Annotated in this window: 16 protein-coding genes; 5 read left to right on the forward strand and 11 right to left on the reverse strand. The window is 44.7% G+C overall.

The window, feature by feature from the left end:
* The first annotated feature begins 305 nt into the window (after positions 1–305).
* Positions 306–1001 (forward strand): SIMPL domain-containing protein, encoded by a 696-nt coding sequence (locus tag EAH55_RS01745; protein ID WP_121808237.1) that lies wholly within the window; start codon positions 306–308, stop codon positions 999–1001.
* A 115-nt stretch (positions 1002–1116) separates the two neighbouring features.
* Positions 1117–1968 (forward strand): KPN_02809 family neutral zinc metallopeptidase, encoded by an 852-nt coding sequence (gene ypfJ, locus EAH55_RS01750; RefSeq protein WP_121808238.1) that lies wholly within the window; start codon positions 1117–1119, stop codon positions 1966–1968.
* Positions 1969–2151: 183 nt separating this feature from the next.
* On the opposite strand, the gene serS is transcribed toward ypfJ, so the two are convergent.
* Positions 2152–3423, reverse strand: a complete 1272-nt coding sequence (gene serS / locus EAH55_RS01755; RefSeq protein WP_121808239.1) for a serine--tRNA ligase — start codon at positions 3421–3423, stop codon at positions 2152–2154.
* 118 nt (positions 3424–3541) lie between these two features.
* Here serS and rsmI point away from each other — a divergent pair, with 118 nt between their 5' ends.
* Complete coding sequence (rsmI, locus tag EAH55_RS01760; RefSeq protein WP_121808240.1) at positions 3542–4273, forward strand: 16S rRNA (cytidine(1402)-2'-O)-methyltransferase; 732 nt, start codon at positions 3542–3544, stop codon at positions 4271–4273.
* 229 nt (positions 4274–4502) lie between these two features.
* Positions 4503–6137 carry an apolipoprotein N-acyltransferase gene (gene lnt, locus EAH55_RS01765; protein WP_121808241.1) on the forward strand — a complete coding sequence of 545 codons (1635 nt, stop codon included), beginning with the start codon at positions 4503–4505 and terminating at the stop codon, positions 6135–6137.
* Here the strand turns inward: lnt and EAH55_RS01770 are convergent.
* The 8 genes from EAH55_RS01770 to EAH55_RS01805 form a co-directional block, all read right to left on the reverse strand.
* The gene (locus EAH55_RS01770) at positions 6134–6715 is read right to left on the reverse strand and encodes a TetR/AcrR family transcriptional regulator (protein ID WP_121808242.1); all 582 of its coding nucleotides are present in this window, start codon (positions 6713–6715) and stop codon (positions 6134–6136) included. The genes lnt and EAH55_RS01770 overlap by 4 nt on opposite strands.
* A 105-nt stretch (positions 6716–6820) precedes the next feature.
* Positions 6821–7570: a glucose 1-dehydrogenase gene (locus EAH55_RS01775; RefSeq protein WP_121808243.1), complete on the reverse strand. Its 750-nt coding sequence runs from the start codon at positions 7568–7570 to the stop codon at positions 6821–6823.
* Between the two features lie 354 nt (positions 7571–7924).
* Positions 7925–8791, reverse strand: coding sequence for an N-acetylglucosamine kinase (locus EAH55_RS01780; protein ID WP_121808244.1), 867 nt, complete (start codon positions 8789–8791; stop codon positions 7925–7927).
* Positions 8788–9168 (reverse strand): response regulator, encoded by a 381-nt coding sequence (locus tag EAH55_RS01785; protein WP_112568344.1) that lies wholly within the window; start codon positions 9166–9168, stop codon positions 8788–8790. The genes EAH55_RS01780 and EAH55_RS01785 overlap by 4 nt, the downstream gene beginning before the upstream one ends.
* A gap of 41 nt (positions 9169–9209) precedes the next feature.
* Complete coding sequence (locus tag EAH55_RS01790) at positions 9210–10532, reverse strand: TolC family protein (protein ID WP_244228076.1); 1323 nt, start codon at positions 10530–10532, stop codon at positions 9210–9212.
* A 6-nt stretch (positions 10533–10538) separates the two neighbouring features.
* The gene (locus EAH55_RS01795; protein ID WP_121808246.1) at positions 10539–13697 is read right to left on the reverse strand and encodes an efflux RND transporter permease subunit; all 3159 of its coding nucleotides are present in this window, start codon (positions 13695–13697) and stop codon (positions 10539–10541) included.
* A 7-nt stretch (positions 13698–13704) separates the two neighbouring features.
* Entirely contained in the window at positions 13705–14787 is a 1083-nt protein-coding gene (locus EAH55_RS01800) for an efflux RND transporter periplasmic adaptor subunit (RefSeq protein WP_121808247.1), read from the reverse strand.
* Positions 14788–14794: 7 nt separating this feature from the next.
* Positions 14795–15262, reverse strand: coding sequence for a MarR family winged helix-turn-helix transcriptional regulator (locus EAH55_RS01805; protein WP_121808248.1), 468 nt, complete (start codon positions 15260–15262; stop codon positions 14795–14797).
* A gap of 182 nt (positions 15263–15444) precedes the next feature.
* Here EAH55_RS01805 and EAH55_RS01810 point away from each other — a divergent pair, with 182 nt between their 5' ends.
* The gene (locus tag EAH55_RS01810; RefSeq protein WP_121808249.1) at positions 15445–17199 is read left to right on the forward strand and encodes a M61 family metallopeptidase; all 1755 of its coding nucleotides are present in this window, start codon (positions 15445–15447) and stop codon (positions 17197–17199) included.
* A gap of 299 nt (positions 17200–17498) precedes the next feature.
* On the opposite strand, the gene EAH55_RS01815 is transcribed toward EAH55_RS01810, so the two are convergent.
* Both EAH55_RS01815 and EAH55_RS01820 read right to left on the reverse strand, forming a co-directional pair.
* Positions 17499–17774 (reverse strand): hypothetical protein, encoded by a 276-nt coding sequence (locus tag EAH55_RS01815; RefSeq protein WP_121808250.1) that lies wholly within the window; start codon positions 17772–17774, stop codon positions 17499–17501.
* Position 17775: 1 nt separating this feature from the next.
* Positions 17776–18351, reverse strand: coding sequence for a sigma-70 family RNA polymerase sigma factor (locus EAH55_RS01820; protein ID WP_121808251.1), 576 nt, complete (start codon positions 18349–18351; stop codon positions 17776–17778).
* Positions 18352–18491 lie beyond the last annotated feature (140 nt).

An 18491-nucleotide genomic window follows, 5' to 3' on the forward strand; every position in this document is an offset into this window, starting at 1 on the left:
CAATAACTTAATGTATTGTAATATAACCATAAAGGGTGTAAAGGGTTTGGAAATTCGGAGCAGCAAAAGCAGTGGTAGCGGGTAAAACCCCTCCCTACACCCTCCCAGGGGAGGGAATCGCACGGCCCAACCCACTTAAAATCCCCCAATGGCCTTTTATTTCTTATAATCGACTATCCCCCAAACAAAACCAGCCCCTCATTTATTTACAAGCATACCAATGCTTTAGGAAATAATTGTAGCCTTCCTGTTACATATTAAACTAAATACACGTTACCTTAGTCATAACATCAAATAAAATACACATGAAAAAGCTATTTATCCTTGCCGCACTATTAGCAACTACTGTTGGAGCATTTGCCCAAAACGTTGACCTTAGGCGTAAAATTGAAGTTACAGGTATTGCCGAACAGGAAGTTACTCCTGATATTATAAACGTAACCATATCACTACAGGAATACATGGATGGCAAAAAACACATCGCCATTAATGATCTGGAAGACCAACTGGAAAAAGCCGTTAAAGATGCCGGCATTCCGTCGGCCGATTTTACAGTGAACAATGTATCGGCCTGGAACAACACTTATCAAAAGAAAAAAGCACCCGACTTTTTGGCCAGCAAACAATATGGTTTACGTGTTCGCGATTTGAACAAGTTTAACCAGATCATGTCGAAAATTGATCCTAAAGGTATCCAGTCTACCAATATTGAAAGCTATGACTATTCAAAAATGGCCGATTTGAAACGTGACCTTAAAATTAAAGCCCTGTTGGCCGCCCGCGATAAGGCAACTTATTTACTTGCTGCCCTTGGCGAAAAATTAGGTGGTGCCATTAACATCACCGAAAGCGATAACAGCAGTTTTCCTCAGCCACGTGTTTATGCCAACACTATGATGTTCAAAGCTTCGGCCGACAGCAACGTTGGTGACTCGGATATCAGCTTCAAAACCATTAAGCTCAACTTCCAGATCCAGGCGGTATTTGAGATTGTGAAATAAGCGCCCCCCAGCCCCCTAAAAGGGGGAGCGAAAAAATCCGAAGCCTCTGTTAAAACAAACAGGGGCTTTTTTCATTTTCTTGATTATGGCTCCCCCTTTAGGGAGCCGGAGGCATATGCAATGGTTTGGCAGACGCGAAAGCGATAACGTTAATGATGAACGCGGCGGTGGTGGCGGCAGATTAGCCATAGGCGGCGGGGTGCTTGGCCTGATAGCCGCTGCTATTTATTTCTTTACCGGGGTTGATCCTTCTGCCCTGCTTAACCAGGTGGCAACCAATCAGCCCGCCCTGCAGGAGCAAACAGCCAACAAAGGCCCCGAAGATGCCGGAAAGCACTTTGTACGTGTTGTTTTGGCCGATACGGAGGATATCTGGACAAAGCTTTTTAACGATATGGGCCGTACCTATGAAAAACCTCAGCTGACGTTATTTAATGACTATGTTGAGTCGGCCTGTGGGAGGGCCAGCTCTGCAAGCGGTCCGTTTTACTGCCCGGGCGATTCGCAGGTTTATATCGATCTTTCGTTTTACGACGAGCTTAAGAACCGTTTTGGCGCGGCCGGCGATTTTGCCCAGGCTTATGTTATAGCTCATGAGGTTGGCCATCATGTGCAAAACCTGCTGGGCATCTCACAAAAAATGGACGCGGCCCGTTCAAGGCTTAGCGAACGTGCATACAATAAACTATCCGTAAAGCTGGAATTACAGGCCGATTTTTATGCCGGCGTATGGGCACATTACGAAAAAAGCATGAAAAACGTACTCGATAAAGGCGACATAGAAGAAGCTCTAAATGCCGCAAATGCCATTGGCGACGACCGGCTGCAAAAACAAGCTCAAGGACATATTGAGCCGGACAGCTTTACCCATGGCACCAGCGCCCAGCGTATGTATTGGTTTAAAAAAGGGTTCGAAACCGGGGATATTAACCAGGGGGATACTTTTGGCAATGGAGATTTGGATTGATTAGCCAATAGATATGTTGTGACGAAACGAAGCTTTGCAATAGCATGGCGCAGAGCATCAGGGTCCTCTCCGAGAGACCCTGATGGGACAAAAATTTCGATTGATTGTATTGCTTTATAATAAAAGCGCGCCATTATGAGGATATCACAATGGCGCGCTTTTGTTATTAGCTGATTAAAAAACTTAATCAATCCATTCAAACTTAGTATAAGGCACAAGCACTTCCGGTACTTTAATGCCTTTTTCAGTCTGATTATTTTCTAACAGCGTGGCTACTATACGTGGCAGGGCCAGCGCGCTACCATTCAGCGTATGTGCCAACTGTGTTTTACCATCGGCATTACGGAAACGCAGTTTAAGCCTGTTGCTTTGAAAAGTTTCAAAGTTTGATACTGATGATACTTCCAGCCAGCGCTGTTGTGCAGCGCTCCAAGTTTCCATATCATAAGTTAAGGCTGAGCCAAAACCCATATCGCCGCCACAAAGACGCAATACACGGTATGGCAAACCTAATTTTTGCAACAATCCTTGTACATGGCTGCTCATTAGTTCCAATATCTCATATGATTTATCCGGATGAGCAATGGTTACAATCTCCACTTTATCAAACTGGTGTAAGCGGTTCAAACCACGCACGTGCGCACCATATGAACCTGCTTCGCGACGGAAACATGGGGTATGGCCACAGTTACGTACAGGTAACTGATCTTCCTTCAATATCACCTCGCGGTACAGGTTGGTAATAGGTACCTCGGCAGTAGGGATCAGGTACAGGTTATCAACACCTACATGGTACATCTGCCCTTCCTTATCCGGCAATTGTGAAGTACCAAATCCTGATGCTTCGTTTACCATTAAAGGTACACTAACTTCACTGTAACCTGCTTTTTCGGCCTCGTCAATAAAATAATTGATCAAAGCGCGTTGCAGTTTAGCTCCTTTGTTTTTGTATACAGGGAACCCGGCTCCGGTTATTTTAACGCCCAGTTCAAAATCAATGAGGTTGTATTTTGCTGCCAGCTCCCAATGCGGCAAAGCATCGGCAGGCAGTTCCGGTTTGTCGCCGTTTTCCAAAACCACTTCGTTATCTTCCGGCGTAAGGCCTTTAGGTACCGAGCTGTGTGGCAGGTTAGGCAGCAATACTAATTTCTGATATAATTCTTCTTCGGTAATGGTAAGCAGGTCGCCAAGCTTTTTGATCTCTTCCTTCCATGCACCTGTTTTGGCTTTAATACCTTCGGCTTCTTCTTTTTTGCCGCCGCGCATCAGCTCGCCAATTTGTTTCGCAGCTGCATTGGCCTCGGCCGAAACATTATCCATACTGGTTTGAGTGGAACGGCGTTTGTCGTCCAGTTCAATTATTTCATCAACCAGTTGGGGCTGTTTAAAATTTTTTACAGCCAAACGTTCCAAAACCTGTTCCCGGTTATCACGGATATAACTAACTTGCAGCATTATTTTATTTTTTAGGCAAAGATATTTTTTAAGTAGCAGTTTTAAGTAGCAGCGGCAGTTTTTTTTAGAACATAGCCTGATAACTGCAACTACCCACTGCAACTGCCACTAAAAACTCATGAACCAAACACAAACAGGCAAACTATACTTAGTCCCCACCCCGATAGGTAATCTGGAGGATATGACCTTCAGGGCTATCCGGATACTAAAAGAGGTGGACTTGATACTGGCCGAGGATACCCGTACCTCTGCCCCGATGTTGAAACACTTTGAAATCCATCAAAAAGTGTTCGCGCATCATCAGCATAATGAGCACCAATCAAGCAACGAGATTGTTAAGTTTTTGCTGGAAGGTAAAAACATCGCGCTTATTTCGGATGCGGGTACGCCTGCCATTTCTGATCCGGGTTTTTTCCTGGTACGTGAGGCTTTAAAGTTTAATATCGCGGTAGAATGCCTTCCGGGAGCTACGGCCTTTGTACCGGCCCTGGTTAACTCTGGTTTCCCGACAGATAAATTTTGTTTTGAAGGTTTTTTACCGTTGAAAAAGGGCCGTCAAACCCGGTACAAGTTTTTGGCCGAAGAAGAGCGCACCATCATACTATATGAATCGCCCCACCGTTTGTTAAAAACACTGGATGAGATGGCTACCTATTTTGGTGCCGACAGACAGATCTCGGTATCGCGCGAGCTTACTAAAATGTTTGAAGAAACCGTACGGGGTACTGTTATCGAAGTAAAACAATACTTTGAAACCCACCCCATGAAAGGCGAATTTGTAATGTGCGTGGCCGGGGCGACTGCTAAGCCCGCAAAGGGAAAGTATGACAGGGACGAGGAGGAAGAATAGCCGGTAAACACAACCATGTCATTGCGGGCGAATCGTGGCAATCGCATGCTATACAGAGCGGATATGTCTTCGTGCAATTGCCACGCTTCGCTCGCAATGACACATTTTAATATAACTAAATAAAAATCCGTCATTGCCAGGAACGAAGCAATCCCAAACCTTGCAGAGCTGCCATGCTCACCGGGGATTGCTTCGTTTCTTGTAATGACGCGTGTGAATATCACTCTACATGAAAAAAAACCTACCATTAGCCATACTATCGGGCTTGCTTTTGTGGATAGCCTGGCCACCTACTCCCTATACTACGTTTTTACTTTTCATTGGCTTTGTGCCTATGCTGCTGGCTGTCGAAAACATCATTAATGATGATAAGCCTAAAAAAGGCAGGCGGGTATTTAATGTAACTTTCATCGGCTTCTTTATCTGGAACTCATTATCTGTTTACTGGGTTTATAATGCGCTTAAAATAGTGGGCGAGCTTGTAGCTGTTCCTATCACGCTCATCCCCTATTCGCTTGGGCCCTTGCTGATGGCAGCTGCCTTCTGGTTATATTACCGATTGAGGCTGGTCGCGCCCCGCTGGGTAGCGCTCATTGGCCTGGTTTGCTTCTGGATTGGCTACGAATACCTGCACCAAAGCTGGGACCTCTATTTTCCGTGGATGACACTCGGCAATGGCTTTGCCGTAGCGCATCAGTGGATACAATGGTATGAATACACAGGTGTATACGGTGGTACCGTATGGATCTGGACTGCAAATATCCTGGCCTTTTTAATCTACACGAGTTTCCGTGAAGCCCAGGCAAAAAAAACCCGGCTGGCATTGTCCGGAGCTTTGCTGATCGTCATCATAGTGCCAATCGGCTATTCCTTATCCGTTTACAGCAATTATATTGAGGAAGTAAACCCTTCAAACATTGTTGTCGCGCAACCTAATATCGATCCTTATGAGAAGGATGGCACCATTCCTCCTGCTTTGCAGGTTGATATCCTCATCCACCTTTCGAGGCAGGTTGCGCAACCCAATACCGAGTTTTTTATCTGGCCGGAAACAGCTATCCCTGCGCCTGTTTATATTAATGAAGAACAGATAGGCCAAAACACTTTCATTAAACAAGCCCAGTTTTTTTTACGCAAGTACCCTAACGGCAACCTGGTTACCGGGGCAGAAACGTACAGGCTTTATAATAACAGGGCTACCCCAACAGCAATACCTTCACCATTTGGCGGCGACCAGTTTGCTGATTTCTATAGTACTGCACTTAATTTAGAAAATGGCGACAGGATCCAGACGTACCATAAATCGCGTTTTGTACCCGGAGCCGAATCCATGCCTTTTGGTGAAGCGCTCTCGTTCCTGAAACCTGTATTTGAGCATTTAGGCGGCGCAACAGGTAACTATGCTCCCGACAAAGACGCGAAAGTGCTTTACTCGCAAAGCGGCATCGGCGTTGATCCCGTTATCTGCTATGAATCGATATGGGGAGGCTATATTGCCCGCTCCGTTAAAAAAGGGGCACAATTTATCGCCATTATCACCAATGATGGCTGGTGGGAAAACACGTCGGGTAAAGACCAGCATTTACAATACGCCAAACTTCGAGCTATTGAAACACGACGTTGGGTTTGTCAATCGGCAAATACCGGTATCTCCGGCTTCATCAATCAACGAGGCGATGTTGTTAAACATACCAAATGGTGGACTAAAACGGCCATCAAACAGGATATCAACCTTAATAGCGAACTTACTTTTTACGTTAAACACGGCGATTACATACCGCAAACAGGCAGTGTAATGGCAGGAATTGGAATGGTGTTTTTACTGGGGATGAGATTGAGGAAGAAACAAACGCTAACCGCTTAATCAAGTACCGACAGGGTCGTTTTTATAATATCATCAAAAAATGCCTTGTCGGCAGTTGCCTTAGCCGACACCTGCATGCCACGCACGGCATTAATGATAAACCGGGCCAGGGCCAGGGCATCTTGTCGGTTATGAATCTCACCACTATCCTGTCCCTTTTTTACAGCAAGGTAAACAGCTTTTTCAAACTGCTGCTCGTTGCGGCATATCATTTCCTTCACCTCGGCATCATGCGCGGCAAGCTCAATTTCGGCGTTTACCATGAAGCAGCCTTTACGCTGCTCATCTTTTAACAATGAGGTTGTGGTAAGTTCCAAAAGCTTTTTGATAGCTTCTTTGGCCGATGTTTCATCTTTTATGATGTTGCACATCTGGTCATCCCCCGCTTTTTGATAGCTATCCAGGGCTTTAATATATAAAGCGTGTTTATCACCAAAGGTATCGTACAAACTGGAACGACTTATGCCCAAACCTTCCACCAGATCCTGCATGGACGTACCATTGTAGCCCTTATGCCAAAAAATGCAAACGGCCTTGCTCAGTACCTCGGCTTCATCAAAATCTTTACTTCGTGCCATAACAGAAAAGCTTTACCCGTTTGTGGGCAAAGCTATTCATTTTTAATTAATTGTTTAATCTAATGCCGTGCCCGGTTTGTTTTTAACCGGAACCTTCCGGATTAATTATCTTACACCGCCGCTGGCAATGATAATTTCGCCGGTTAACCAGCGTGAATCGTCAGAAGCCAGGAACACCGCTATTGGAGCGATATCATCCGGCTGACCGATACGACCAAGCGGTGTAGTTTTTTCTATCTCTATCTGGAAATCGCTACCTATAAAGCCTGCAGTATGTGTACCTTCTGTTTCAACCATACCTGGATTGATGGCGTTTACGCGGATCTTTTTAGCACCAAGCTCTTTCGATAATACCTGTGTGATAGAATCAACAGCTCCTTTAGTACCAGTATAAATAGCGCTTTGTGGCGGAGTAATACGGGTAACAGTTGAGCTAACGTTGATTATGCTGCCGCCTTTATCGCCAAAGCTGTTAACAGCGGCTTGTGATGCAAGTAATAAACCAAGTACGTTGGTATTAAACTGGCGATGAAACTCATCTTCGGTAACTGCTTCAATTGGTGTAAATTGATATACACCTGCGTTGTTTACCAAAACGTCAACACCACCAAAAGCTTCTGTGGTTTCAGCAAAAAGACGGTCAACATCTGCCTTTACTGCTACGCTACCTTGTACCGCGATGGCTTTGCCGCCATTAGCTGTAATTTCGGCTACCACTTTATCGGCACCTGTTTTATCTGATGCGTAATTTACTACTACTGCTGCACCTTCTGAAGCCAGGCTTTTAGCTATACCTGCGCCAATACCTTTTGATGCTCCTGTTACTACTGCAACTTTGTTCTCTAATTTTTTCATTTTCTGGAAGATTAATTTTATTTTGGATCAATCGTTCCGTAAAGGTAAGTTCATTTTGGAATAAACGTTCCGTAATTATTTTTTATTAGGCTGGGATGACAAAAGCACCTTATGATTTTTGGACTAAAAAACGGAGAACGGAGAGTTAAATAAAGAATGTCATTTCGAAAGAGCCCATTGGGCATAGAGCGCCGGTGGCGAAAGAGAAATCTTATACGCCCTGTATATCCATCATGCATGCTTTAAAGGCGAGCGTATAGGATTTCTTCTCACTCCCCGCGCTTTTCCATCCCACTGTTCGTTCGAAATGACAACCAGGTTATTGGTTTGTAAAAATACTTTGTGCGAGAAACCCTATTCTTCAGTAGCCATTTCATTGCGCTTGAGCACAAAGGCCATCAGATCGTTGATTGGCTGTTTGATGATCTTGCCGGTTTTTACGCCATGCAGCGTGCAAAGCGCGGTTAATTCATCGGCAAAAGAGTAGGCTATGGAGCCTACAAAATGGCATTTATATTTATGATACTCGGGGTACGATTTGATGTTACTTTCAATAAATTCTACCAGGCCGTCAACCAGCATGGAGTGGCCATATTCGGTTTCCTTGATCTCGCTTACAAACTTACTGAACGATGCCAGATACGTGTTGGCATTAGGTTTCTGGTATACATTTTTGATCACGATTTCCTTATTCAGGCGATAGGCCTTATCAAATTTCTGGCTGATCTCATGCGGCATATTGCCGTATAAAAAATCGGTGATCAGTTTTTTGCCAAACCAGGTGCCCGAGCCTTCATCGCCCAAAACAAAGCCAAGGCCGTGCTGGCCATCGTAGATGTCTTCACCGTCAAAAAAGGAAATATTACTGCCAGTACCTAACACACAGCAGATCCCCTTTTCATGGCCGCAGGTTGCATAGGCGCATCCCAGCAAATCGCTGTCGACACTAATATATGCTTTGCCAAAATGCTGGCTTAGGGCATTAGATACAACCTCATGCCTATCCGGGCTGCTGCAACCGGCGCCAAAAAAGTATACTTCAGAAATTTCGGCCGCAAACGCTACCATTTCAGGTGCCTGTTCAAGAATAATACGGGCAATCTCCTTTTCGGTTAAAAAATAAGGGTTTAACCCGGCTGTAAGGAACGAGCGGGTTTCCTGGTCTGAAACGGTAAGCAGCCAGTCGGTTTTTGATGACCCGCTATCTGCAACTAATATCATTGACAAATTTCTTCGAGCACTTTAACGGTAAGTGGTTTATGAATAAACTGAGTAATATGCTTATTATCACTTGACTGCTTCATATCTGTAGGATCAAGCGATGACGATAACATATATATTTTAATTCCTTTTTTAGCTATTTCCAACCCATCATATTCGTGCAGAAATTCAAAACCGCTCATCATTGGCATCCTGATATCTAAAAAAATAACGTCGGGATCTACCGATCCGTCCCTTAATGATTCAATGGCCTCCATCGGCGACTGACGCACAATGATGTTCTCGGCAAAATTACTGCTCTCTAAAACCCGCCGCGTTATGAAGTTATCAATGTAGTTATCATCAATAAGCAGGCAGGTTTTAAAAGGGGTAGTCATATCTCAAAAGTAGGCTTTTAAACCTATTTTTAAAATATTTTTTATTGGATGTTAATACTATTGGTGATTTGTTTTAACATGATCTCGGCCTGTTTACTTTGGTATTGGGCAGCAAAAAACTTGGATTGTGCATCAAGGTAATTACGTTGTGCTTCCCTTACCTCAAGTGGCGTAATGTTGCCCAGCTTATATTTATCAAGCGTAATATCCAGGTTCTTCTTGTTAAGGTTTACGTTAGCCTCTTCCAGTTTTACCAGGTCGAGTCCTGAAAGGTACGCCACAAACAAACTGTTAATCTGACTTTCGATATTCAGCTTGGTTTGTTTGGCCGCAATACCGGCATTATCAATCTGGATCTTGGCATTTTTTTCGCGCCTGTTTTGATTGAAGCCGTCAAAAATATTAATGCTTGCTGTAAGCCCGTAGTTAAGCCCGTGGGCATTTTGTGATATGGTAAAACCTGCGGGTGTTTTGCTATTGGTAAACACATAACCCGATGTTAAACCAACCTGTGGGTAACGTGTCGAGCGTACCTGTTTCAGATTGATCTCGGCCAGGCGCTGGTTAATTTGTGCCGATAAGATCCCCGGGTTTTGCAGCTGCGCGTTATTGAGCACATCGGCCAAAATAAGTTTATCATCAACCACAATGGTGTCTGCCACCGAAAAATCAGTTTGCAGATCGCGGATCAGCAACTGGTTAAGCTGTATTTTGGTTGATTTAAATAACTGGTACTGGATAATCAGGTTACCGGTATCGGTATTCAAATTTACCTGTGCGTTTAATACATCAAGCCTTGAGGCGCGGCCTACATTAAATTTATCGGTGGCAATACGTAGCTGGGTCCGGGATATATCTATCGCCCCTTTCAATGCCTTCACCTGTTCGTTTTGACTAATGAGATCGTAATACGTATTGATCACGCTGGCAACCGTACGCTGTACGGTATCCTGTAACCTCAAAACGCCAAGCTTATCCAGCTGTTTAAGCTGATCGTAGTTGGCGAACATGCCAAAGCCGTCAAAAATTGTCCAGTTAAGGTTTACACCATAGCTGTTGTTAGAGTTATGGGCATTAATGTTATTGTATTTGCCGGTGTTAAGCGTTTGCTTGGTTGACTGGCGGCTGTTGTTGTCGGTAAAATTACCATTAAGTTGAGGCAGCATCCCCGCGTTACCCGCCGTAACGTTGTTTGACGCTATGGTTGAATTGTTTTGCGACAGCTTAATATTATAGTTATTCTTCAGGGCTATTTCCACCGCGTCTTTAAGCGTTAGCAGTGGTTGCTCAGGCTGCTGGGCCTTCGCGATGGCCGATGCCATCGCGAAAGTAAATACCAGGCAAGCTATTTTCTTGATCATCATATTATATTACAGGTTTTCGATCAGTTTAGGTTCGTGGTGATGCGGGTGACGTGCAGCCTCGGCTATTTCGGCTTCGGCAGCCATATCTTCAGGATCATGGTCATGATCTTTACGGGTTTTAGCAGCAAGCAACATGTACATCATCGGGATAATATATAGTGTTAATACCAACGAGAACAACATCCCGCCCATGATAACAATACCCAATGATACACGGCTTTTTGCGCCGGCACCCAATGCAAACGCGATAGGCACAGCACCAAGTACTACTGCCAAACTGGTCATTAATATTGGGCGAAGACGGGCAGTAGCTGCTTCAATAACAGCCTCATATTTAGGCACACCCTGTTCCATCCGCTGGTTGGCAAACTCTACGATGAGGATACCATTTTTAGTTACTAAGCCCACGAGGGTAATGATCCCGATCTCGCTGAAGATATTGAGTGTTTGGTTAAACAACCACAACGATAAAAACGCGCCCGAAATCGCCAACGGTACGGTAAGCATCACAATAAACGGATCCATAAAACTTTCAAACTGCGCTGCAAGTACCAGGTAAATGAGCAACAACGCGAATCCAAAGGCAAAAAGAATATTTGACGAACCTTCGGCATAGTCACGTGACGGGCCGCTAAGCGCGGTACTGAAGGTATCGTCAAGCAAACTTTTGGCTATCCTGTCCATCTCCTTAATACCATCGCCTACGGTATAGCCTGGCGCCAGACCGGCAGATAGCGTAGCCGATTTATAACGGTTAAAGTGATAAATAGCGGGAGGAGTGGCACCTTCGGTAGTTTTCACCACGTTGTCCAGCTGTACCAAATTACCTTTTGAACTCCGCACATAAACCGATTTCAAGTCAAGCGGCTGGTCGCGGTTTGCACGGTCAACCTGAGCTATTACCTGGTATTGCTTACCGTTAATCAGGAAGTAATCCAAACGACCGGCACTATAGTACAACTGTAGCGTTTGAGCAATATCATCAACCGAAACACCTAAATCGCGCGCACGCTCACGATCTGTAATTACGCGCAACTCGGGCTTGGTAAATTTCAGGTTAACATCCGTTCCCTGGAAAACCGGGCTTTTTGAAACCTCAGCAAAAAACGTTGGCAATACCTTGCGGATCTTTTCAAAATCCTGGTTCTGGATTACGTACTGCACCGGTAACGAAGTTTTTGAACCCGAACCGCCGCCGCTTATCGTTTGCTCTTGTATAACAATGGCACGGGCATCTGGCATTTTGCGTAGTTTACCGTTCAGCCAGTCGGCAAGCTCCTGTTGAGTACGAACGCGTTCATCCGGCTTAACAAGCCCCACCCTGCCAAAACCGGTATTAGCTGCACCACCGCCGCCAAATGATGGCGAAACAATTTCAAGGTTTACGTCAGCCTCCGGGATAGAGTCGGCCACGAGGTTAGATACCTTGTCCATATACTTCGTCATGTATTCATAGGTAGCACCTTCCGATCCGGTGACGCTGTAACGGAGCAAACTACGGTCGTCAAGCGGAGCCAATTCTGAAGGGATCACTTTTACCAGGATACCGATAATTACGATAGAGGCCGCAAGGATGGCGAATGAGACCCACTTACGCTTCATGAACTTAATGAGCGACTCCGAATACGAATTGGTCATGTTCACGAAGAAAGGCTCTGTTTTTTCGTAAAATTTAGATTTCTTCTGGTTTTTACGGATCAGTTTCACGTTAAGCATCGGCGTTAATGAAAGCGATACAAACGCAGAGATCAATACCGAACCCGCTACAACCACCGCGAACTCGCGGAACAAGCGGCCTGTAAAACCCTGTAAAAATACGATTGGTAAAAACACCGCTGCCAGCGTAACCGATGTGGATACTACCGCGAAAAAAATCTCGGCCGAGCCCTCAAAAGCAGCCTTGCGGATAGCCATGCCGGCCTCTACTTTTTTATAGATATTCTCTGTTACTACAATACCATCATCTACCACCAGGCCCGTTGCCAGTACTATCCCCAGCAGGGTTAGGATATTGATGGAAAAACCGAAGATATACATGATAAAGAAAGCCCCGATCAACGATACCGGGATATCTATCAGCGGACGGAAAGCGATAAGCCAATCACGGAAGAAGAGGTAAATGATAATTACCACCAGCACAAAGGCTACAATAAGCGTTTCCTGTACTTCGGATATCGACTGGTTGATGAACTTGGTATTATCCAAGGCCACTTTTACGTGGATATCATTTGGAAGATCTTTTTTGATCTGCTCAAGACGAACATAAAAATCTTTGGCTATCTGCACGTAGTTGGCACCCGGCTGTGGCACCAAAGCCAAACCAACCATCGGCACGCCCGATTCTTTAAATATGGTTTCTTCGTTTGCAGAACCCAGCACCGCGTAACCTACATCTTTCAGGCGAATAACTTTATTGCTGTCTGTACGGAGAATAAGGTTGTTAAAATCCTGTTCGGTGGCCAGTTTACCCAGCGCCCTGATGGTAACCTCGGTATTATTGCCTTCAATTTTACCGGCAGGCAACTCTACGTTCTCTTTAGCCAAAGCCGCGCCAATATCTGTTGCGGTAAGCCCCTGAGCCGAAAGTTTGGCCGGATCAATCCACAGGCGCATAGCATACTGGCGTTGCCCCTGCACGTTAATGGTGCTCACACCCGGAATAGTTTGTAAACCCTCCAATAAAACGTTCTCGGCGTAATCATCAAGCTGGTTAATATTACGCGAGTCGCTGCTTACTGTTAGGGTAATGATCTGGTCGGCACTGGCATCGGCTTTTGTCACTACCGGCGGCGCGTTGATATCCTGTGGCAACTGGCGCTGTGCCTGGCTCACTTTGTCGCGCACGTCGTTAGCAGCCGTTTCCAGGTCGGCATCAAGGTCAAACTCAACCGTGATGTTGCTTTGCCCAACCGAGCTGGTTGACGAAATATTACGGATACCCGGCACACCGTTGATTGATTTTTCGAGCGGCTCGGTTATCTGCGATTCAATTACATCGGCATTTGCGCCAGAGTAACTGGTAGATACCGAAATAATGGGCGGATCCACAGACGGGAAATCCCGCACACCTAAAAATTTGTAGCCGATAATACCGAACACAACAATAACTACAGACATTACTGTTGCCAATACCGGCCTTTTAATACTTACTGAGGATAAGCTCATATCGGATTTATTTAATAACTTTTGAAATATGCAATGGCACTTTTGGCCTCATTTGTATCAAACCTGAAACCACCACGCTATCGCCAGGTTGCAAGCCTTCAATTATCTGGATCTTGGTATCGGTACGCAAATCGGTTTTAACCGGCTTTGAAACCGCGGTTCCATTTTTGTAAATCCAAACTATATTGCTTTTCAAATCAGGAATAACAGCCTGCGTTGGCAGCAGGATAGTTTTAGGGATTTGATCAAGTGTTAAGCTGATCTTGGCAAAACCACCGGCGGTAAGCAAGCCTTTAGGATTTGGCGCCTTAGCGCGCACTGTAATAGTACGTGAAGTGGCGTCAATTGCCGGATCGATAGCGTAAACAGTACCAACAAAGTTTTCCATCGAGCTTTCGGTACGGAACCTGATCTTACTTCCCGGGCCAAGGATAGACAAATACCTTTCAGGCACCGAAAAAGTAACCTTAGCCGGATCGATATTAACCAGCGTAGCGATAGTTGATGATGGCGACAGGTAGCTGCCCGGGCTAACATTTCTTAAACCAATAGTGCCTGAAAATGGCGCGCGGATCTCGGTACGGGCCAATTGTGCCTTGATTACATCGGCAGCAGCCTTTAACGAGTTAAGGGAAGTTAATGAAGTATCATATTCTTCCTGGCTTATGGCCTCTTTTTGCAATAACTGGCGGTTGCGGCTTTCCTGTTGCTTAGCCAGCGCAACCTGGTATTGGTTCTGTTGCAATGAAGCTTCCAGATCCTGATTATATACCTTAACCAACAACTGCCCTTTGGTAACTTTAGTTCCTTCATTAAAATAAATCCCCGTGATGTTGCCGGCTGTCTGGCTCACAAGGTTTACTTTTTCGTTAGCATCAATAGTACCGGTAATATCTATGACGTTGCTAACGGCGGTGTCCTTAACTATCATCACATTAACATTCACCGGGCCACCGCCTTTTTTCTTATCACCCTTACCCGAAGCCATAGCCGCGGCCGATTTCTTTGCCCCCTCGCTAAAAAATTTGTTGTAAATTAAATAGGCAACCAGCAGGGCCAGCGCCGTGTAAATAATATATTTCGTTTTCATACTTTGTTTAATCCGTGTGTGGTTTAGCTTGTAGGGTTGTTTCGGGTGATATTAATGGTTTTAAATTTTTGTGCATCCGGGTAAGTACACTTTCAAATACCTGCATATCGGCTTCAGATATGCCCTCAGTAATATCAGTGTTGATGTTTCCAAATGTTTCGAGTATCTGGGGTACGGCCAGTTTAGCCTTTTCGGTTACCCGTAGTAATTGTTGGCGCCTGTCGTTCGGGTTATTTTCACGGTAAACAAATCCCCTTGACGATAGCAGGTTGATGATGTTCACCATGGCCGATTTATCCTTGCCCAGCATATGCGCCAGCGCGTTTTGCGTAAGCTGTCCGTCATGAATGTAAATAAGCGAAATGATATAATGGTACCTTGTAACTTCCAGATGAGCGGTTTGCTTTACCAGTACATCCAGGTACAATTTACCCAAGCGGAGCAGCTTGCGCGAAATAGGTTCAATCAGTTCCATTTTACTTAAAATCGATGTAAAACTAATAGCATAATATTAACAATAGTTGCATGTATCAACCATTTTACAACGACGTTTTAGGCACAGGAATGCCAGATATTTAACTGATTATATAATTTTTATAAATTGCGTGCATGAAACTGACCAACCTACGCACGTTATTTTTTCTAACGATTTTAATTATGAGTACTACCATCAGCGAGGCAGCCGCCAACGCTCAGATTACCTACAATGTTTCGTTTCCGGAAGCCCAGGCCCATTATGCCGATATCGAAATGCACATTTCCGGGCTTCAGCAAAACACCCTTGAACTGAAAATGCCGGTATGGACACCCGGCTCGTACCTTGTCCGCGAATTCGCGAAAAACATCGAATCATTAAGTGCCGAAACCAGTGGCAAGCCGGTTGCAGCACCCAAAATCAATAAGAATACCTGGCAAATTGTTACAAAAGGAATTTCATCGGTAACGGTAAAATACCGCGTTTATGCCTTTGAGCTTTCGGTACGCACCAGCTTTATTGATGCGTCACATGCATTCCTTTCAACTACTGGTATCTTTATTTACCCGGCAAACATGCTGCATTCGCCGGCTACCATCCATATTAAGCCTTATAAAAACTGGGATAAGGTTTCCACCAGCTTAGATATCGTAAATAATGATCCTTTTACCCGTTTATCACCCAACTTTGACATCCTGTTTGATTCGCCTATTGAAGTAGGCAACCAGGATGTTTTTGGCTTTGACGCGTCTGGCGTTCATTATGAAATTTGCATGTATGGCGGTGGCAACTACGACAGGGAGAAGCTAAAAGCCGATATCCACAAAATTGTTGACCAGGAAACTGCTGTATTTGGTGAAAACCCTAACAAGCACTATGTATTTATAGTACATAATCGCCAGCGCAACGGTGGTGGTTTGGAGCACCTGAGCTCGACTGTTTTAGGCGCTTCGCGCGACAATTACGCTAACGATAAAGGCTACCAAAGCTTTTTAGGCCTGGTTGCCCATGAGCATTTTCATTTATGGAATGTAAAACGCCTGCGCCCAATTGTTTTAGGCCCGTTTGATTATGATAATGAAAACTATACCACCAACCTGTGGATAGCCGAAGGCTTTACCGAATATTACCAGGGCATTATTGTTCGCCGTACGCAATTGTTTCCTGTCGAAAATTATTTTGACACTTTGGAGGGCGAATTCAACATCCTTGAAAACCTGCCGGGCAAGGATGTACAAACCGTTGCCGAATCAAGCTTCGACGCCTGGATCAAGGCATATCGCCCTAACGAAAACTCAAATAACAGCACCATATCGTACTACAACAAAGGCGCTATTATTGGCATGATGCTGGACCTGGAGATCATTAACGACAGCAAAGGCAAATACTCCTTAGATGATGCGATGAGATATATGTATACCCAGTTTTACAAAACAAAAAAACGCGGTTATACCGATGCAGAGTTTAAAGCCGCCTTTGAAAAATTTGCTGGTAAAAAACTGGATGACTTTTATGCTAAATACATCAATGGTCTAACCCCGGTAGATTATAACAAATACTTGGGCTATGCGGGTTACAAGATAGTTGATGAACTGGCTGGCAAAAACGATGCGGCCTTAGGAATCACTACAGCCACAAACGCCGCCAAAAAAATTATTGTTACCGGAGTACAACGCGGCACTGCAGCCTATATAGACGGCATTAACGTTAACGACGAAATCACGGCTATTGATGGCAATCCCGTTACCGACGCGGCAACCATGATCAAAGATAAAAACCCGGGAGATAAGATCCAGGTTACAGTAACCCGCGACGGACAGGCCATTATCCTGCCGGTTACCCTGCTGAAAAGCAACCGCGTTAAATACAACATTGCTACAATTGACAACCCAACCGAACAGCAACTGGTTGTAAGGAAAAAGTGGTTGAGTATATAAGATATGTTTTATTAATAATGGAGGGCCGGCTGAAAAGCTGGCCCTTTTTTCGTTTGAAAACTTGTTATTCCTGGGGAAGGAGAAAATTAAACTTTTAAAAAGTGAAGTGACATTAAATGTATAGGGACTGTCACCCTGAACCAGTCGAAGAACGCGCGCAGAGGCCCTACCCACTATGCTTTGACTGGCTCAGCATGATACCCGTTAACGCTCGTGGGCAGGCACAAGGGAGCAATACCCGCAGGTAGCCACACAACACTTGCGTCAAAGGTGTGGTATATATGTCTTCGTAATAAGATCTAATTATTACCCAGCCCTTCCTCAATCTTTGCTTGCAGCTCAGCTTTAAAAGCCTCATCTAATTTCAGTTCACTCTTCATCGAATCATGAAAAAGTTGTTGTACCATGGCATTAATAACACGGCTTTGCTTGTTGTATAACACACACATACCGCAACCCGCCAGGTGAATGCGCAGCTCTATTTCCTCGCGGAAGCTAAGCCGTTTAAGCTGCTTTTTTTCGATGAGGAAAGTAGCTTGTTTGCAGTTGTATATGACTTTTTTCAGGTAACTCATTTTAATTCCAGTTTTTTTGGAGGCAAGCCCTCAGGTTAACTTTTGCCCGGTGAATAATTACCCAGAAATTAGCCTGGGTAACATGCAGTTCGGTGCAAATATGCTCGGTTGCGGCATCATCAATGTGCTTCATGGTAAAAACCGCGTTCCACAGTGCAGGGAGCTTTTGCAGGCATAATTGTAAAATTTTGTTCAGTTCCTTTTTCAATAATGGATCCTGCTCATCCATCCCGGCAATGGGTTGCGGCGCATACTCAGGTTTCCAATGACCATTCCCTTCATCAAAAAATTCATCCTGCTCCTGTGTTGCTTTATTGGCAGCCGCTATAGCAAAACCGGACGATTTTTTCCGGTACACATCAACAATTTTATTTTTGAGGATAGCTGTAAGCCACGTTCGTTCGGTGCTTTTGCCCTCAAACCTGTCAACCCTTTCAAGCGCCGCTAAAAAAGTTTCCTGCACCAGGTCTTTAGCCAGGTCCTCGTCATTGATACGCACAATGGCATACATATACAGGTAATCGGCATAGGTGGCAACCCATTTGTGCGGGTTTAATACATTAGTTTCGGATATCATGAATGCTTAAGCTGATACAATACCACGTTAGTCGGGCGCAGGCGCTAATCCTTACAAATTAAACTCAAAATTAGGTTTATTTTAAACCAAGCCATTCCATTTATTACCACCCTGCATTATCCTCATTGATAATGAGCTTA

The organism is Mucilaginibacter kameinonensis (assembly GCF_003675385.1).
GTDB classification, from domain to species: domain Bacteria; phylum Bacteroidota; class Bacteroidia; order Sphingobacteriales; family Sphingobacteriaceae; genus Mucilaginibacter; species Mucilaginibacter kameinonensis.

What these genes read in the sequence shown, in the direction of transcription:
- EAH55_RS01780 (WP_121808244.1), bottom strand. Translation starts at nt 8,791, where the DNA reads ATGATATTAGTTGCAGATAGCGGGTCATCAAAAACCGACTGGCTGCTT.
- EAH55_RS01775 (WP_121808243.1), bottom strand. Translation starts at nt 7,570, where the DNA reads ATGAAAAAATTAGAGAACAAAGTTGCAGTAGTAACAGGAGCATCAAAA.
- rsmI (WP_121808240.1), top strand. Translation starts at nt 3,542, where the DNA reads ATGAACCAAACACAAACAGGCAAACTATACTTAGTCCCCACCCCGATA.
- EAH55_RS01820 (WP_121808251.1), bottom strand. Translation starts at nt 18,351, where the DNA reads ATGATATCCGAAACTAATGTATTAAACCCGCACAAATGGGTTGCCACC.
- lnt (WP_121808241.1), top strand. Translation starts at nt 4,503, where the DNA reads ATGAAAAAAAACCTACCATTAGCCATACTATCGGGCTTGCTTTTGTGG.
- EAH55_RS01770 (WP_121808242.1), bottom strand. Translation starts at nt 6,715, where the DNA reads ATGGCACGAAGTAAAGATTTTGATGAAGCCGAGGTACTGAGCAAGGCC.
- serS (WP_121808239.1), bottom strand. Translation starts at nt 3,423, where the DNA reads ATGCTGCAAGTTAGTTATATCCGTGATAACCGGGAACAGGTTTTGGAA.
- EAH55_RS01795 (WP_121808246.1), bottom strand. Translation starts at nt 13,697, where the DNA reads ATGAGCTTATCCTCAGTAAGTATTAAAAGGCCGGTATTGGCAACAGTA.
- EAH55_RS01790 (WP_244228076.1), bottom strand. Translation starts at nt 10,532, where the DNA reads ATGATGATCAAGAAAATAGCTTGCCTGGTATTTACTTTCGCGATGGCA.
- ypfJ (WP_121808238.1), top strand. Translation starts at nt 1,117, where the DNA reads ATGCAATGGTTTGGCAGACGCGAAAGCGATAACGTTAATGATGAACGC.
- EAH55_RS01745 (WP_121808237.1), top strand. Translation starts at nt 306, where the DNA reads ATGAAAAAGCTATTTATCCTTGCCGCACTATTAGCAACTACTGTTGGA.
- EAH55_RS01785 (WP_112568344.1), bottom strand. Translation starts at nt 9,168, where the DNA reads ATGACTACCCCTTTTAAAACCTGCCTGCTTATTGATGATAACTACATT.
- EAH55_RS01805 (WP_121808248.1), bottom strand. Translation starts at nt 15,262, where the DNA reads ATGGAACTGATTGAACCTATTTCGCGCAAGCTGCTCCGCTTGGGTAAA.
- EAH55_RS01810 (WP_121808249.1), top strand. Translation starts at nt 15,445, where the DNA reads ATGAGTACTACCATCAGCGAGGCAGCCGCCAACGCTCAGATTACCTAC.
- EAH55_RS01815 (WP_121808250.1), bottom strand. Translation starts at nt 17,774, where the DNA reads ATGAGTTACCTGAAAAAAGTCATATACAACTGCAAACAAGCTACTTTC.
- EAH55_RS01800 (WP_121808247.1), bottom strand. Translation starts at nt 14,787, where the DNA reads ATGAAAACGAAATATATTATTTACACGGCGCTGGCCCTGCTGGTTGCC.